Consider the following 16,385-nt stretch of genomic DNA (forward strand, 5'->3'; position numbering starts at 1 on the left):
GACGCAGGTAAGGGTCGTTTCCTTACCAAGTCCCGCAACGCAGCATGGCGCGTCCACAGCTTCAGCCCGGAGGGCCGAACCCCGATCAAATTCATCAGCCGTTACACGTGGTCGAACTGGAAGAAACAACTTCAGTACTCAACTATTCCAGGAAGGGGTGAGACGCGGCCGCAATTTACTGTGGGCACGCCCTGCCGGGCCGAGTATAACGGCGAACTGCTCGGTGTTTATCAGGGTCCTAATTCATAGAGACGCCCTTTCGTTTCAAGACTACTCAGGAGATTTCCTATGCGTGTTCCCTTTCGCCTGATTGGCGGTGTATTGGTTGCAACCCTGCTGACCCAGGTCACTGCTTGCGGATCGATTTTCTACCCTGATCGTCGCGGGCAGATCGAAGGCAAGATCGACCCCGCAATCGCAGCGCTGGATGCCGTGGGCCTACTGTTCTACATCATCCCCGGCCTGATCGCGTTTGCCGTGGACTTTGCCTCCGGCGCGATCTATTACGCACCGGGCGAGACTGCGCAGGTGGCGCCGGAAAAACTCAAGGAAGCCATCGGCGCCGACGGCAAGGTCGATACCCACAAATTGCAGACTATTCTTGAAACCGAATTGGGCCGCAGCTTCCCGCTGGACGATCCACGCCTGATCCAGCACAAGGGCAGCACTCAGCAACTGGCCCTGCTCGGCCTGCAGCCTGCCGCGTAATCCGTGCACATAAAGGAATAGCCGCACCTATGATTTCCAGTTCCGAACACGCCCGCCTGCTGCGGCTGGCGACCCGTGCCTCGGTGGCAGTCGCGTGCATGTTGATCGTTGCCAAGGGCATCGCCTGGTGGCTGAGCGGTTCGGTGAGCATGCTCGCCGGGTTGACCGATTCCGTCCTCGACGGCGTCACCTCGTTGCTCAACCTGCTGGCGGTGCATTACGCGTTGCGCCCTGCCGATGACGATCACCGTTACGGGCATGGCAAGGCCGAGTCGTTGGCGGGGATGGCGCAGGCACTGTTCATTGGCGGCAGTGCGGTGTTGATTGCGTTACAGGCGTTTGATCGGCTCAAGCATCCCGAACCGGTGGGTGCGCCGTGGATCAGCATTGGCGTGATTGTGTTTTCCCTGGTGCTGACGTTGGCGTTGCTGATGTTGCAGCATCGAGTAGTGAAGGCCACCGGTTCCAACGCCGTGCGTGCCGACTCCCTGCATTACCGTTCGGACCTGCTGCTCAATGGCAGCATTCTGGTGGCACTGGTGCTGGCGGGGTTCGGCTGGCATCAGGTGGATGCATGGTTTGGATTGGGGATCGCCGCTTACATCCTCTGGAGCGCCATCCAAATCGCCCGGGAAAGTTTTACCGTGCTGATGGATGAAGAGCTGCCGCCAGATGTCAGTCAGCACATGCTCGAACTGGCTTGCAGCGTACCCGGCGTGCTGGGTGCGCATGACCTGCGCACGCGGGTTTCCGGCAACCAGTGGTTCGTGCAATTGCATTTGGAATTGCCGGGCGAACTGACCCTGTCAGTCGCCCACGGCATCAGCGATCAGGCGGCGGATGCGATTCACGCCGCTTACCCGCGAGCCGAGGTGCTGGTGCACGCCGACCCGCAGGAGGCGGTGAAGGCCCCCAGGGTGAATCAGAAACTCACCTGATACCCGCGACTGCTCAGGCAGTTGCCCTGGGCCTGACGGTAGGCTTGCACCACCGAAGGGTCCGGCTGGTAAGTGGCTGTGCGCGGATCGAAGCCACTCTGCTGCACCGCGTACTGATAGCACTCGTAACCGTCCTGATTGACCTGCTCCGGCGACTGCCCGTTGGCCGGATAGGCCACCACGTCATAACCATTGCTGAGCGGTTGCGGCTGCGGTTGCACCGGGGGCTCGACCACCACGTAATCCTGAGTGGTTTCCTGGTAGGCGTAATACGAACCGGCCGCGAGGAACAACAGCGCACCACCAATCCACACTTCGCGGGCGTAATCCGGCAGGTAGCTGACGCGAATCCCCCGTGGCGGCTGCACCACGACATAGCGCGGGCCGAGCGGGCGATACCAGTAGCCGCCGGAGAAGAAATAATCCTGGCCACGATACGGCACGCGATAGTCGCGGTCCGGGAAGCGGTCGATCACATGACCAGGACGATACTGCGGCCCCGGGCCCCAACCATTACCGTGCCCGTCCGGGCGACCGGCCCAGCGATGATCATCGGGACGCGGGCCGTTGTTCTGCCAGTGCTGGTTGTTGTTGTCGTTACGCCGCGGCACGTCATTGTAGTAGCCACGCTGTGGTTGCTGGGTCTGGCGCACGGTATCGGGCCGGCCCTGGATCGGCAGGTCGTTGGCCGGCAATTGCGGCGGCGGCGGTGGTGGCCGAACGGGATTGTTGAAGTCGCGAGGCTGATTGTCGCGTGGCTGATTGTTTTGCCACTGCCCGCCATTGCTCGGCTGGCCGTTGTGCTCGAACTGCCGACTGTTGTCGCCGCGAATGATCTCGTTGCTGTGCGGGCGTGGCTGATTCTGCTGAGGATTGTTTTGCGGGCGGGGCTGATTGTTGCCGCCATGCCCCTGATTGTTGCCCTGGTGGCCGTCGCCCCGCTGCCCGTTATCGGGACCACGGTTCTGCGGCTCATCGGCCAGCGATTGCGCAGTGACACTGATACACAGCAAACCAACACCGGCCAAACGCCAGATGCGCGACTTCATGCTTTTCCTCACTGCGGGTTAGAGCCTGTACGTAAGACTGGGAAAGCACAGGCCGGTTCTGCAACAGGTTATCAGTCGCGCAACTTATTTATTGAGGGGCCGGCAATAAATTGCGGGCAAAAGAAAAGGGAGACCCGTCGGCCTCCCTTTGAGAACTTCGTCCGTGCTCGACGCTTTTGACGTCGGCTCACCTCACGCCGTCTTCTGGACAGTGTGTAGCTCGGGGGCCGGCACATCCCCGGTGGGGGTGGCGGCCGCGACTGGCCTGATTGGGCGAGCCGCTGTGGACTGTTTGTCCGAGCAGTGATTCTGGTGATAAGAATAGGCCTGCAGCGGCGACAGATGATTGCGAAGATTGCTCAAATAAACATGACTTGCGCAATTTTTAACCCTGGATAGATAATCTGCCGCAATTGATATGACAAAGGCCTGATTGATGAGCAAACTCGACCGATACGACCTGAGCATTTTGGCGGAATTGCAGCGCGACGCGCGCATCTCCAACCAGGAGCTGGCCGAACGCATCGGCCTGTCGCCTTCACCGTGTTCGCGCCGGGTCAAGCAACTGGAGGACGACGGCTACATCACCCGCCAGGTGGCCCTGCTGGACCGCAAGATGCTCGGTTTGAGCCTGACCGCCTATGTGCTGATCGGCATGGACCGGCATACGCCGGAGCGTTTCGAAAACTTTGAGGCGGCGATTCGCACGTTGCCGCAAGTGCTGGAATGCAGCCTGGTAACGGGGATGGATGCGGACTATCAGCTCAAGGTGGTGGTGCCGGACATGGATCACTATCAGAAATTGCTGCTGGGGCATCTGACACGGATTGAAGGGGTGACGAGTGTGCGGTCGAGTTTTGTGTTGAATCAGGTGTTGAACAGCACTGAGTTGCCGCTGACTCATCTGCGCAGCTGAATCCGCCATCGCGGGCAAGCCCGCTCCCACAAGGTTTTGTGTCAATCGCAATATCGTGATCGATACATAACCTGTGGGGCGGGCTTGCCCGCGAAGGGGTCTGCACAGGCGACGAATAGCTGCGACACACCGCCGCAGGTCAATACTGCGCCAATCCCCCATGCCGTATACTCCAGCGCCTTTTAGCCCCGCTTGCGCTGGAGTTACCTGATGGATCCTGCAGTATTCGAAGAGTGGATGATGACCGGACTGGTCAGCATTCTGATCATTTTCATGGGTTTCATCGTCTGGGATCTGGCGAAAAAATCCAAGGCCGGGCGCTTTGGCTCGTTCATCCTGTTCTTCGTGCTCGGTCTGGGCGTGGCCGCATTCGTGATCAAAAGCGTGGTCATCGGTTTGATCGAATCCGGGACGTTATAAGCGCGCCGGCACTTCTTTCCACTGGCCCTGATCGAGCCCTTCGATCGACCAGTCCCCGATCCTGACCCGCACCAGCCGCAACGTCGGCAGGCCGACCGCTGCGGTCATGCGCCGGACCTGACGGTTACGCCCCTCGCGAATCACCAGCTCCAGCCAACTGGTCGGCACGCTTTTGCGAAAACGCACTGGCGGGTTGCGCGGCCACAATTCAGGCTCATCCAGTTGCCGTGCTTCGGCGGGCAAGGTCATGCCGTCATTCAGTTCGACACCCTCGCGCAAACGCTGCAACTGCTCAGCGCTCGGCTCGCCCTCCACTTGCACCCAATACGTCTTGGCCAGTTTGTGTTTGGGATCGGCAATCCGCGCCTGAAGCTGGCCGTCGTTGGTCAGCAACAGCAAGCCTTCGCTGTCGCGATCCAGCCGTCCTGCCGGGTAAATCCCGGGAATCTCGATGTAGTCCTTGAGCGTCGCCCGCCCTTCGCCGTCGCTGAATTGCGTCAGCACATCGAAAGGTTTGTTGAACAGGATCAGCTTCGGCTCGGCCGGTGGCGCCTTGGCGACACGGCGCGGGGCTGATGGCGGGGTGTTCACGCCGGGGCGGCGGGAAACGGGACGTTGGGGACGGGACATGGCGAAGAGAACATCTAACGGTCAGGACTGCTAATGCTAGTGCCCTGACCGCCAAATGACCATGACAACTGTTACCGAAACGGCGGCTCGTCGAAGCTGCGCAGTTTGCGCGAGTGCAACGAGTTGAGTTCGGTGCGCAACAGATCCACCGCCTCGATACCGATCTTCAGGTGCTGGCTGACCGCACGCTCATAAAACGCGTTGGCCGAACCCGGCAGCTTGATTTCGCTGTGCAGCGGTTTGTCCGAGACGCAGAGCAACGTGCCATACGGCACTCGCAAGCGATAACCTTGCGCGGCGATGGTGCCGCTTTCCATGTCCACCGCCACGGCGCGGGACAGGTTGATCAGAGGCCGTTCCTGCGCCCAGCGCAATTCCCAGTTACGGTCGTCGTAGGTCAGCACGGTGCCGGTGCGCAGGCGTTTTTTCAGCTCGTCGCCCTTCTCCCCGGTGATATTGGCCGCCGCTTGCTGCAACGCCATCTGTACCTCGGCCAGGGCCGGAATCGGAATGTTAGGCGGCACCACCCGGTCGAGAATCCCGTCGCGGCGCATGTAGGCGTGAGCCAGCACGTAGTCACCAATGGTCTGCGACTGACGCAAACCGCCGCAGTGACCAATCATCAGCCAGCAATGCGGACGCAGCACCGCCAAATGGTCGGTGATGTTCTTGGCGTTGGACGGGCCGACGCCGATGTTCACCAGGGTCACACCATGACCGTCACTGGCAATCAGGTGATAGGCCGGCATTTGATAGCGATGCCAAACCACACCGGCCGCAATCGCCGAGGCTTCGCCGTGATCCATGCTCTTTTCGATGATCACGTTGCCCGGCAGAACCATGCGCACGAAACGCGGATCGCTGCGCAACTGCTCAAGGCCATGAACGATGAACTGGTCAACGTAGCGGTGGTAGTTGGTCAACAGAATCCACGGCTGCACATGGCGCCAGTCGCTGCCGGTGTAGTGCACCAGCCGGCGCAGCGAGAAATCCACCCGCGCGGCGTCGAACAGGGCCAGCGGCAGCGGGTCGGTATTTTCCCAATCGTACAAACCGTCAGCAATACCATCGGTGGCGGCGGACAGGTCGGTACTCGGGAACACCCGCGCCAGCACGGCCGCAGTCACGCCGGAGCCGGCCAGTTCATCGCCCTGCTCGACCACGTACGGATAAGGAATGTTCTGCTGACTGATGCCGACTTCCACGGTCACGGTGAAGTCATGCATCAACGGCACGAGTTGTTCCAGCAGGTATTTGCGGAAAGCCGCCGGATGGGTGACGGTGACGCTGTAGGTCCCCGGCAATTGCACCTTGGCGTAGGCTCGGGTGGTTTGCGGGACTTCGCCGTGGCAATGGTAGGTCAGACGCAGTTCAGGATAACGAAACATCGCACGCTGTTCGGCGTCCGGTTCAACTCGATCCTTGAGGTAACGCTTGAGCGCCTGGTTCAGCGCGGTGGTGGCACGATTGTGCAGGTGAGCAAGCCGGTCCACGGCTTCCTCGGCGGTTTGAACGACAATAAAAGCTTCGGTCACGATCAGCATCCTGTGTTCTGACTTGCAGGCCTTCATCTTGCCTGCATCGTCGCTTCACGGGAACAGTGGCGTGTTGGTTGCACACCCATTCTGAAACACAGATGAACCCTGTGGGAGCTGGCTAGCCAGCGATGACGGCTTATCATTCACCATTGATGGTGACTGACTTGCCGCTATCGCTGGCAAGCCAGCTCCCACAGGGGTTTTGTGTTGTTTACAAAAGCGGAGTCGAGCGGGCGACGATCGCTTCCACATCCAGCCCCCGTGGCAACGCGCCATACACGCGGCCGGCCGAACCGAGACGGCTGGCAATGAAGGCATCGCTGACCGCCGAATTGCCCGCCTCCAGCAACAGCCTGGCCTGTAGCCCCAAGGCGATGTCTTCCGTGAGCTGCCGCGCACGATACTGAATGTCGCTGGTGTCCTTGAAGGCCACCTGCAGTTGGCTGATGTGCGCAGCCAGCCGTTTGTCGCCGTGACCATCGCCCAATTCGCTGAACAGCACATCGAGCACACCGGGCTCTTTCGACAGCGCCCGCAACACATCCAGGCATTGCACGTTGCCGGAACCTTCCCATGTCGAATTGACCGGTGCCTCACGGTACAAACGCGGCAGGATGCTGTCTTCGACATAACCCGCACCGCCCATGCATTCGGCGGCTTCGTTGATCATCGCGGGCGCGCGTTTGCAGATCCAGTATTTGCCCACCGCCGTCACCAGGCGGGCGAATTTCGCTTCGTGCTCATCATCCAGATGATCCAGCGCCTTGCCCATGCGCAGGCTCAACGCCAGGGCCGCTTCACTTTCCAGTGCAAGATCGGCAAGCACGTTCTGCATTAACGGTTGCTCGCTGAGCAGCTTGCCGCCGACCCTACGGTGAGCGCAGTGATGGCTGGCCTGGGTCAATGCCTGGCGCATCAGCGAACTGGAACCGACCATGCAATCGAAGCGGGTCATGGCCACCATTTCGATGATGGTCGGAACGCCGCGCCCTTCTTCACCGACCATCCACGCCAGCGCCCCCCGGAACTCGACTTCGCTGGAGGCGTTGGAGCAATTGCCGAGTTTGTTCTTCAGGCGCTGGATGTAGAACTGATTGCGCGTGTCGTCCGGACGATGGCGGGGCAACAGGAAACAGGTCAAACCCTTGTCCGTCTGCGCCAGCGTGAGGAAGGCGTCGCACATCGGCGCGGAACAGAACCATTTGTGGCCCACCAGCTCATAAGCCTGGCCGGGACCGCTGGCCCCCACCGGATACGCCTTGGTGGTGTTGGCCCGCACATCGGTGCCGCCCTGCTTCTCGGTCATGGCCATGCCGACGGTGACGCCGGCCTTGTGGGCCATGCCGACGTTGCGCGGGTCATATTCGGTGGCGAGGATTTTCGGCAGCCACTGCTTGGCCAGATCCGCTTGCAGGCGCATCGCCGGGACGCTGGCGAACGTCATGGTCAGCGGACAACCACTGCCGGCTTCGGCCTGGCTGTGCAGATAGGTCATGGCGGCGCGGGCGACGTGGGCGCCGTCCTGTGGATGCGCCCAGGGCAGCGAGGTCAGTCCGTGTTCGATGGCCGTTCGCATCAGTTCGTGATACGCGGGGTGAAATTCCACCAGATCAATGCGGTGACCATAACGGTCGTGACTGCTGAACACTGGCTTGTTCTGATTGGCCAGAAACCCCGCTTCCATCAGCGGTCCGCCGGCCAGTGCGCCATAAGCGTCGATACGCGATTCAGCCCAACCGGCCCCGAAACGCCGCGACCACTCCTGCAACGGCAGATCGATGCGATACAGGTTTACACCATCCAGCGACGGTGGCTGGTTGGTGACTTCGTGGGTTTCGGCGAACTGATGCAGGTTCATGACGGGGCTCCTTTGGTCAACCAAGGGATTCAGTTAAGCACTGCCCCGAGGCCGAACAAAGTGGCATATCCGCCTAACTGTCGGCGCTTTCGCCTTGTTTCGGACAAAGCACTCGTCGATATAACGCAGCCTGCAAGTCTTCGAATTTCACCGGTTTGCTCAGGTGATCGATCAAGGCACCGGTTGGGCAACGATCCCGGTCAGCACTCGAGGCAATCACAAACACCGGCAATTCGGCGCAACCCGGCAAGGCCCGGATCTGGCAGCAGACAGACACGCCATCGAGGGGCGACAACTGACCCTCGAGGAGTACGGCGTCAAAAGTTTCACGCTGCAGGATTTCCAGCGCGACCACTGCGTTGCCTGCCGTGCGGACCTGGAACCCAAGCTTGAGCAACATGCCACGCATCACCAATTGATTGATGCTGTTGTCATCCACCAGCAACACCGTGCAGTCCTGAGGCAAGCGCAGGCGCGGGAATTCGCGGGTCATCAATGGCGTTGTCACGCGGTCTACCAAGGGAAGTTCAAATTCGACGTCAAGCTGGAAACGGCTGCCACGACCTGGCTCGGAGCGATGCGTGAGGTTCCCGCCGAGCAGATCGACCAGTTGTCGACAGATCGCCAGGCCGACACCGAGGCCGCCATACTCACGGGTCATCGAGCCGTCGAGCTGGAAGAACCGCTGATACAGCGTCGCCTCGCCCAAATCGGTAAAACCGATGCCGGTGTCGATCACCGCAAAGGACAACGCCACTCTGTCGGGCTCCACGTTTTTACCCGTGACCCGTAGCGCCACCCCGCCCACTCGCGTGAACTTGATCGCGTTATCCAACAGGCATTCCAGGCATTGCGCCAACTTGACGCTGTCGCCGTGCAAGCGGTCGGGCAGGCCCGGCGTCACGTCGACCTTGAAGTCCAGCGACTTGCCCGACGCGTTGCCGTCGAACTGCACCCGCAAAGCATCGACCACACTGCGCAAACTGAAGGTGGACGCCGAAGCCTTGAGCTTGCCGGCCTGCAATTCGGTCAGGGTAAGAATGCCGTTGACCATGCGCATCATGTCTCGCGCCGAACCGGCAGCCGTTTGCTGGTATTGCTCCAGCTCCGGATCCATCTCGACGGTTTGCATCAACTCCAGCGAACCGATCACGCCGTTCATCGGCGTGCGCAATTCGTGGGTCAGCGTGGCGAGGAATTCATCCTTGAGCTTGTTGCTGTGCGCCAGTTGCTGGTTGAGCACTTCGAGTTTCTGACTGGCATCGAACAAGGTCTGCGCCTGCTGCTCGCGCATGGCGTTGATGCGGTCGGCCAGGGCCAGGGACAACAGGGCCACTTCGATGGCCGAGCCGATCTGGCTGGAATACATGGTCAGGAACACGTTCGGCAGGTAACCCAACACCATCAATGTGTTGATGATGCCGCCGAGCAAAAACGCCGACCAGGCGATGATGAAATAACGCGCCACCCGCAAGCCGCGCCACCAGGCGAAAAACCCTGCAGCGAAAATCACCACGGTGAACGTCAGGGCCAACGTTGTCGCCAAGCGCAAGGCCAAGGCGTAACTGGTCATCAACGACAACCCGACAACCACCGCACCGAACGCAATCAACGCCAGCAGTAAGCGATCGAGCCAGCGGTTGAGGGTCGCCGTTTGCAGGAAGCTGCGGGCGAACTGGCTGCCGAACAGCCCTGCGCAACCGATGAAGAAAGGCGTCGCGGCATTGGCCCACCACGGATTGTCCGGCCAGAAATACTGCACGGCCGCGCCATTCACCGACAGCTGATACAGGCCGAACGAGGCTATATAGAAGATGTAATAGAGATAACTGGTGTCGCGCACGCTGAGATAGATGAACAGGTTGTAGACCAGCATCCCCAACAACACGCCGTAAATCAGGCCCAACACATATAGCCGAACCGGCTGTTCTTCAAGAAACGCGGTGCTCGACCACAAGGTGACCGGCGCCTGGATCGACCCTTCGCTTTGCAGGCGCAAGTACACGGACTGCGTTTGATCGGGCGTGAAATTCAGATCGAACAGGTAGTTGTTCTGGCGAATCTCGCGAGTGTTGAACGGCAAGGCGTCGCCGGTCTGACGGGCCAATTGATAGCCACCGCCAGCATCGGGCAAATACAGATCAAGGTGATCGAGGGGTGGATAGGCCAGTTCCAGCAGCCACGTCCGTTGTGCGCCGGGATTGGTCGGGCGGTAATGCAGGTCGATTTTCAACCAGAACACCGAACGCGAGTAACCGGCGTTGAGCGTGGCCTTGTCGTGGGGTTTGAAGTGTCCGGCCGCAGCTTGCGCACGGACATCATCGATGGTCGCCTGACCGTCGGCATCTTCGAACACTTGCAGGGCTCGGCCCAGGGGCAGGCTTTGAGTGAATTCATCGAACTCGACTGCGCTCGCCATGAGGGGCAAGCAAAACAGCAACATCAGCAAATAGCGCATTTAAGCCCCAGCGTGGCCTGTCCGGTTATCTCAGGAAGCCCCTCATTCCTTTTGAGAAGACGTAAAACCGGCATTACCTGTTATTGGTTTGGATCCACTCTAGCATAGCCGTTGATGGCCATTGAACACCATTGAAATTTTTCCTGCAAAGGCTCTAGCACGGGCATTACAGCGGATAACATTGAGCCAGAGTTGATTAGCGGGTCAGTTTTTGCCGATCCCGGCCGTTGCATTGCCCGCCCATGACTCTCTATCGGCAGACCTGGCGGGCACTGCACCCGAAAATTGATGTTTGGTGGTAAGCTCGCGCACCATGAATATCTACAGCTCTCGCCCCGTTGTCCTCTGTCTCTCCGGCCACGACCCAAGTGGTGGCGCCGGCTTGCAGGCAGATATCGAAGCCCTGCTTGCCCAGGGTTGTCATGCGGCCCCGGCCGTCACCGCCCTGACCGTGCAAGACACGGTCAATGTCACGGACTTCCGCGTCCTCGACCGTGAGTGGGTGCTGGCTCAGGCCAACGCTGTGCTCAACGATTCCGAAGTCGCCGCCGTCAAACTGGGCATGCTCGGTTCCCTGGAAATGGTCGACACCGTCGTCGAACTGCTGCAGGCGCACCCGCATTTGCCGATGGTCTGCGACCCGGTGCTGCGCGCCGGCGGTGGCGGACGACTGGGCAAGGATGAAGTCGGCTACGCGATGCGCGAACGCCTGCTGCCCTTGGCCATCATCGCCACCCCTAACCTTCCCGAAGCCCGCATCCTCGCCGAACTGCCCGAAGGCACCGCCGACGAGTGCGCTGAAAAACTCCTGCCGTTCGTCAAACACCTGCTGATCACCGGCGGCCACGGCGATGAACACGAAATACACAATCGCCTGTACAGTCGCGACGGCCTGCGCGAAACCTATACCTGTCAGCGCTTGCCCGGCAGTTACCACGGTTCCGGTTGCACGCTGGCCAGTGCCCTCGCCGGTCGTCTGGCCCAAGGTGAAAACCTCGTCAGTGCCGTGCAGACCGCGCTTAACTACACGTGGCGCACCCTGCGCGATGCCGAGCAGTTGGGCAAAGGTCAGTTCGTGCCGCGCCGCCTGCCGCTGGATTTCTGTTCGTAACGCCATGAGGCTTGCCCGATGAAACTACGTGGCCTGTACGCCATTACCGACAGCCAGTTACTGGCCGGTAAATTTCTTTCGTACGTGGAGGCGGCGCTGGAAGGCGGCGTCACTCTGCTGCAATACCGCGACAAGACCAGCGACGAGGCCCGCCGCTTGCGCGAGGCTGAAGCTTTGCGCGATCTGTGCGAACGCTACAAGACCCATCTGATCATCAATGACGATGCGGAACTGGCCGCACGCCTGAACGTCGGCGTGCACCTGGGCCAGACCGATGGCCCGCTGATGCCGGTGCGGGCACTGCTCGGTCGCCAGGCGATCATCGGTTCGACTTGCCACGCGCAACTTGAACTCGCCGAGCAAGCGGCCAAGGAAGGCGCCAGCTACGTCGCCTTCGGCCGCTTCTTCAACTCCAACACCAAACCCGGCGCACCGGCCTGCAGCCTCGAACTGCTCGACCAGGCCCGCAGCAAATTGCACCTGCCGATCTGCGCGATCGGCGGCATCACTCTGGAAAACGCCGCCCCGCTGGTGGCCCACGGGGTCGATCTGCTGGCGGTGGTCCACGGTTTGTTCGGCGCCGAGAGCACGGCTGAAGTCACCCGTCGCGCCCGCGCCTTTAATGCCCTGCTTTCTATCTAAGTAGCTTAAAAGTCTGATTTGAGAGTCCTATCATGTCTCGTTCCGAAACGCTGTTTGCCAATGCCCAGAAACACATTCCCGGTGGCGTGAACTCGCCTGTTCGCGCATTCAAGAGCGTGGGCGGTACGCCGTTGTTCTTCAAACACGCGGAAGGCGCCTACGTCACCGACGAAGACGACAAGCGTTATGTGGATTACGTCGGTTCCTGGGGCCCGATGATTCTCGGCCACAGCCACCCGGACGTGCTGGACGCGGTGCGTAAACAGCTGGAACACGGCCTGTCCTACGGCGCCCCGACCGAGATGGAAACCGAGATGGCCGACCTGGTCTGCTCGATCGTGCCGTCGATGGAAATGGTGCGCATGGTCAGCTCCGGCACCGAAGCGACCATGAGCGCGATTCGCCTGGCCCGTGGTTTCACCGGCCGCGACAGCATCATCAAGTTTGAGGGCTGCTACCACGGTCACTCCGACAGCCTGCTGGTCAAAGCCGGTTCCGGCGCCTTGACCCAAGGCGTGCCGAGCTCGGCCGGTGTACCGGCGGCCTTCGCCAAACACACCCTGACCCTGCCGTTCAACGACATCGACGCGGTAGAAACCATGCTCGCCGAAGTTGGCCAGGAGGTCGCGTGCATCATCGTCGAGCCAGTGGCCGGCAACATGAACTGCGTGCCGCCGGCGCCGGGCTTCCTCGAAGGCCTGCGAACCCTGTGCGACAAGCACGGTGTGGTGCTGATTTTCGACGAAGTGATGACCGGTTTCCGCGTCGCACTCGGTGGTGCTCAAGCGCATTACGGCGTCACGCCAGACCTGAGCACGTTCGGCAAGATCATCGGTGGCGGCATGCCGGTTGGCTGCTTCGGCGGCAAACGCGCAATCATGTCGCACATCGCGCCGCTGGGCCCGGTTTATCAGGCGGGCACTTTGTCGGGTAACCCGCTGGCGATGGCGGCCGGCCTGACAACCTTGCGCCTGATCAGCCGCCCAGGCTTCCACGCCGAGCTGAGCGACTACACCAGCCGCCTGCTCGATGGCCTGCAACAGCGCGCCGACGCCGCCGGCATTCCGTTCGTGACCACCCAGGCCGGTGGCATGTTCGGCTTGTACTTCAGTGGCGCCGACGACATCGTCACCTTCGATGACGTGATGGCCAGCGACGCAAAGCTGTTCGGCCGCTTCTTCCACCTGATGCTTGAAGGCGGCGTTTACCTGGCACCGAGCGCATTCGAAGCCGGTTTCACTTCGATCGCCCACGGCGAAGCCGAGTTGAAACTGACGCTGGATGCCGCCGAGCGCGCTTTCGCTGCATTGAAATAACCCTGTGCCGCTGACGTTGGCGATTGCCAGCGTCAGCTTTTACCTACATTCCAGCGTCTTTTCTTACTCATCTGCCGATAATCCCCCGTAAACCGGGCGATATATTCCCCGCGCAGCAGAAAAACGAGTAAAGACTTTGTAAGGTTGGCCCTGCTTATTTCATAATGCGCGCTTATTGGATCCCCTCGTTGGGTCCGCGCGCCCTTCAGAGGTAAGTCGATTCCCATGAACCGCACCGGCCGCGCCCTTGCATTGGGCTGCCTGTTGCTCCTTCAGCCCCTGCTCGCGCTCGCACAAGCAGGCGGCAACTCGTTGTTAATCCCAGCGATGGGTCGCTGCACCCTCAATACCCAGCCGCAAGACCTGGCACAGGCCCTCGCCGCCTGTCAGAAAGCGTCGGATGAAGGGAATGCGCAAGCGCAATACGAGTTGGGTGAGTTCTACTACGACGGCAAAAACACCCCGCGCGATCTCAAAAAAGCCCTGGATTACTTCGAAAAGGCCTCGTTGCAAGGCCATGCCCAGGCGCAATTCAAGCTCGGCACCATGTTCTTCCACGGCGAAGGCGTACCGGCCAATAACGTTCAGGCATATATCGTGCTGAAAATGGCGGCGGTCAATGGTGCGGAAGAAGCGCTGGATACGGCGGATGAAGTCGCCGAGAAGATGCCGCGTGAAGAACTTGAGGTTGCAACGCAGGTGCTTGGGCAAATCTTCCGCAAGTACCTGATGGAATTGCAGAGCGTGGATGGGCGTACGCCTTTCTCGCCTCTTCCCTGATTCCAGCGCTGGCGAGGGGGCAAGCCCACTCGCCACAGAGGCTTACTTCTCAGGCATCGGCATCGGAAACGGCATGACATTGCCGACCGCGCCACGGGCTTCGCTGATTTTCGGCGTGCCAAGACGTTCGACTTCGTCGATGCGCACAATCGAATGCATCGGCACAAAACTGCGCACGACACCCTCGAACTGAGCCTTGAGCTTCTCTTCGCTCGGGTCGACGACCACTTGCGTGCGCTCGCCAAAGACGAACTCTTCCACTTCCAGGAAGCCCCACAGATCACTTTGATAGATCTGCTTGGCGTACATTTCGTACACCTGGCCCTGATTGAGGAAAATCACCTTGTAGATTGGAGCTTCACGTTTGGTCATGGTGGGCGAGCAACACATCGGGGGATAAAAATGAGGGCGCGAACTATAGCATAGCCACCAGACGCGCAGCGGTAGGAACCTGGGGACATGTTCCCTATAATGCGCGGTTCTTTGAATCACGTGATGACTGTATCCATGGCCAAGAAGCTTTACATCGAAACCCACGGTTGCCAGATGAACGAGTACGACAGCTCGCGCATGGTCGATCTGCTGGGTGAACATCAGGCCCTGGAAGTTACCGCTCGCGCTGAAGACGCCGACGTGATCCTGCTCAATACCTGCTCGATTCGCGAGCGCGCCCAGGACCGGGTGTATTCCCAGCTCGGCCGCTGGCGCGAACTGAAACTGGCCAACCCTGAAATGGTGATTGCCGTCGGCGGTTGCGTGGCCAGCCAGGAAGGCGCCGCCATCCGTGACCGCGCCCCGTACGTGGACGTGGTGTTCGGCCCGCAGACCTTGCACCGCTTGCCGGAAATGATCGACGCCGCCCGCGCCACCAAATTGCCGCAAGTGGACGTCTCGTTCCCGGAAATCGAGAAATTCGACCACCTGCCCGAGCCGCGCATCGATGGCCCGAGCGCTTATGTGTCAGTGATGGAAGGTTGCAGCAAGTACTGCACATTCTGCGTGGTGCCCTACACTCGCGGTGAAGAAGTCAGCCGCCCGTTCGATGACGTGATTGCCGAGATCATCCACCTCGCCGAGAACGGCGTGCGCGAAGTGACGCTGCTGGGCCAGAACGTCAACGGCTATCGCGGCACGACGCACGATGGTCGCCTGGCGGATCTGGCCGAGCTGATCCGCGTGGTCGCCGCCATCGATGGCATCGACCGCATCCGCTACACCACTTCGCACCCGCTGGAGTTCTCCGACAGCCTGATCCATGCCCACGCTGAAGTGCCGGAACTGGTGAAACACCTGCACTTGCCGGTGCAGTCGGGCTCGGACCGCATTCTTTCGGCCATGAAACGCAACCACACCGCGCTGGAATACAAATCCAAACTTCGCAAGTTGCGCGCGGCCGTGCCAGGGATCTGCATCAGCTCGGACTTTATCGTCGGCTTCCCCGGCGAGACCGAAAAAGACTTCGAACAAACCATGAAGCTGATCGAAGACGTCGGTTTCGACTTCTCCTATTCGTTCGTTTACAGCCAGCGCCCGGGCACACCGGCAGCCGATCTGGCCGACGAAACGCCTGAAGAGCTGAAAAAAGAACGCCTGAATGCCCTGCAACATCGCCTGAACCAGCAAGGTTTCGAGATCAGCCGACAAATGGTCGGTTCGGTCCAGCGGATTCTGGTGACCGATTACTCGAAAAAAGACCCCGGCGAGCTGCAAGGCCGGACCGAGAATAACCGGATCGTCAACTTCCGCTGCGACAATCCGACCCTGATCGGCCAGTTCGCCGACGTGCACATCGATGCGGCACAGCCGCACTCGCTGCGCGGCTCGCTGATCCAGTAACACCACAAATCCCTGTGGGAGCCGGGCTTGCCCGCGATGGCCACAACGCGGTCTGGCTGACACACCGTGTAATCGTTCATCACGGGCAAGCCCGGCTCCCACAAGGGACGGTGTTTGAGGTGGTAGAAACCGGAGACATCCTTTACGTTTTAAACCGGAGACATCCTTTACAGGTGTGAAATACG

15 protein-coding genes are annotated in these 16,385 nt (G+C 60.3%); 9 read left to right on the top strand and 6 right to left on the bottom strand.

What is annotated here, in order from left to right; translation table 11 throughout:
- The first annotated feature begins 288 nt into the window (after positions 1–288).
- A complete protein-coding gene (locus tag Q7W83_RS24575; RefSeq protein ID WP_150630397.1) occupies positions 289–708 on the top strand; it encodes a polyribonucleotide nucleotidyltransferase in 420 nt (139 codons plus the stop codon).
- 29 nt (positions 709–737) lie between these two features.
- Positions 738–1,646, top strand: a complete 909-nt coding sequence (locus tag Q7W83_RS24580; protein WP_150630396.1) for a cation diffusion facilitator family transporter — start codon at positions 738–740, stop codon at positions 1,644–1,646.
- On the opposite strand, the gene Q7W83_RS24585 is transcribed toward Q7W83_RS24580, so the two are convergent.
- A complete protein-coding gene (locus Q7W83_RS24585) occupies positions 1,631–2,695 on the bottom strand; it encodes a DUF6515 family protein (RefSeq protein ID WP_473657444.1) in 1,065 nt (354 codons plus the stop codon). The two genes, Q7W83_RS24580 and Q7W83_RS24585, sit on opposite strands and share 16 nt — an antisense overlap.
- 436 nt (positions 2,696–3,131) lie before the next feature.
- On the opposite strand from Q7W83_RS24585, the gene Q7W83_RS24590 reads away from it, so the two are divergent.
- Together Q7W83_RS24590 and Q7W83_RS24595 are read left to right on the top strand one after the other, a co-directional pair.
- A complete protein-coding gene (locus Q7W83_RS24590) occupies positions 3,132–3,611 on the top strand; it encodes an Lrp/AsnC family transcriptional regulator (RefSeq protein ID WP_007894448.1) in 480 nt (159 codons plus the stop codon).
- Between the two features lie 210 nt (positions 3,612–3,821).
- Positions 3,822–4,031: a DUF2788 domain-containing protein gene (locus Q7W83_RS24595; RefSeq protein WP_007937369.1), complete on the top strand. Its 210-nt coding sequence runs from the start codon at positions 3,822–3,824 to the stop codon at positions 4,029–4,031.
- Here Q7W83_RS24595 and Q7W83_RS24600 read toward each other — a convergent pair.
- The 4 genes from Q7W83_RS24600 to Q7W83_RS24615 all read right to left on the bottom strand — a co-directional run bounded on the left by Q7W83_RS24600 (position 4,026) and on the right by Q7W83_RS24615 (position 10,515).
- Positions 4,026–4,661: a pseudouridine synthase gene (locus tag Q7W83_RS24600; protein WP_150630394.1), complete on the bottom strand. Its 636-nt coding sequence runs from the start codon at positions 4,659–4,661 to the stop codon at positions 4,026–4,028. The genes Q7W83_RS24595 and Q7W83_RS24600 overlap by 6 nt on opposite strands.
- A gap of 71 nt (positions 4,662–4,732) precedes the next feature.
- Positions 4,733–6,232 (bottom strand): AMP nucleosidase, encoded by a 1,500-nt coding sequence (gene amn, locus Q7W83_RS24605; protein WP_191630150.1) that lies wholly within the window; start codon positions 6,230–6,232, stop codon positions 4,733–4,735.
- 178 nt (positions 6,233–6,410) lie between these two features.
- Positions 6,411–8,057, bottom strand: coding sequence for an acyl-CoA dehydrogenase family protein (locus tag Q7W83_RS24610; protein ID WP_150638390.1), 1,647 nt, complete (start codon positions 8,055–8,057; stop codon positions 6,411–6,413).
- A 73-nt stretch (positions 8,058–8,130) separates the two neighbouring features.
- On the bottom strand, positions 8,131–10,515 hold the full coding sequence (locus tag Q7W83_RS24615) for a hybrid sensor histidine kinase/response regulator (protein WP_150638392.1): 2,385 nt from the start codon (positions 10,513–10,515) through the stop codon (positions 8,131–8,133).
- A 313-nt stretch (positions 10,516–10,828) separates the two neighbouring features.
- On the opposite strand from Q7W83_RS24615, the gene Q7W83_RS24620 reads away from it, so the two are divergent.
- The 4 genes from Q7W83_RS24620 (at position 10,829) to Q7W83_RS24635 (ending at position 14,364) form a co-directional block, all read left to right on the top strand.
- The gene (locus Q7W83_RS24620; protein ID WP_150630390.1) at positions 10,829–11,626 is read left to right on the top strand and encodes a hydroxymethylpyrimidine/phosphomethylpyrimidine kinase; all 798 of its coding nucleotides are present in this window, start codon (positions 10,829–10,831) and stop codon (positions 11,624–11,626) included.
- An 18-nt stretch (positions 11,627–11,644) separates the two neighbouring features.
- Positions 11,645–12,268: a thiamine phosphate synthase gene (thiE, locus tag Q7W83_RS24625; RefSeq protein ID WP_150630389.1), complete on the top strand. Its 624-nt coding sequence runs from the start codon at positions 11,645–11,647 to the stop codon at positions 12,266–12,268.
- 32 nt (positions 12,269–12,300) lie between these two features.
- Complete coding sequence (gene hemL, locus Q7W83_RS24630) at positions 12,301–13,584, top strand: glutamate-1-semialdehyde 2,1-aminomutase (RefSeq protein ID WP_150638394.1); 1,284 nt, start codon at positions 12,301–12,303, stop codon at positions 13,582–13,584.
- A gap of 225 nt (positions 13,585–13,809) precedes the next feature.
- Positions 13,810–14,364, top strand: coding sequence for a tetratricopeptide repeat protein (locus Q7W83_RS24635; protein ID WP_473657452.1), 555 nt, complete (start codon positions 13,810–13,812; stop codon positions 14,362–14,364).
- A gap of 42 nt (positions 14,365–14,406) precedes the next feature.
- Here Q7W83_RS24635 and Q7W83_RS24640 read toward each other — a convergent pair whose 3' ends face one another.
- On the bottom strand, positions 14,407–14,736 hold the full coding sequence (locus tag Q7W83_RS24640; RefSeq protein WP_007894425.1) for a DUF1820 family protein: 330 nt from the start codon (positions 14,734–14,736) through the stop codon (positions 14,407–14,409).
- 135 nt (positions 14,737–14,871) lie between these two features.
- Between Q7W83_RS24640 and miaB the strand changes: the two genes are divergently transcribed.
- Positions 14,872–16,200 carry a tRNA (N6-isopentenyl adenosine(37)-C2)-methylthiotransferase MiaB gene (miaB, locus tag Q7W83_RS24645; RefSeq protein ID WP_473657454.1) on the top strand — a complete coding sequence of 443 codons (1,329 nt, stop codon included), beginning with the start codon at positions 14,872–14,874 and terminating at the stop codon, positions 16,198–16,200.
- Positions 16,201–16,385: the final 185 nt, after the last annotated feature.

The organism is Pseudomonas sp. 300, assembly GCF_055803035.1.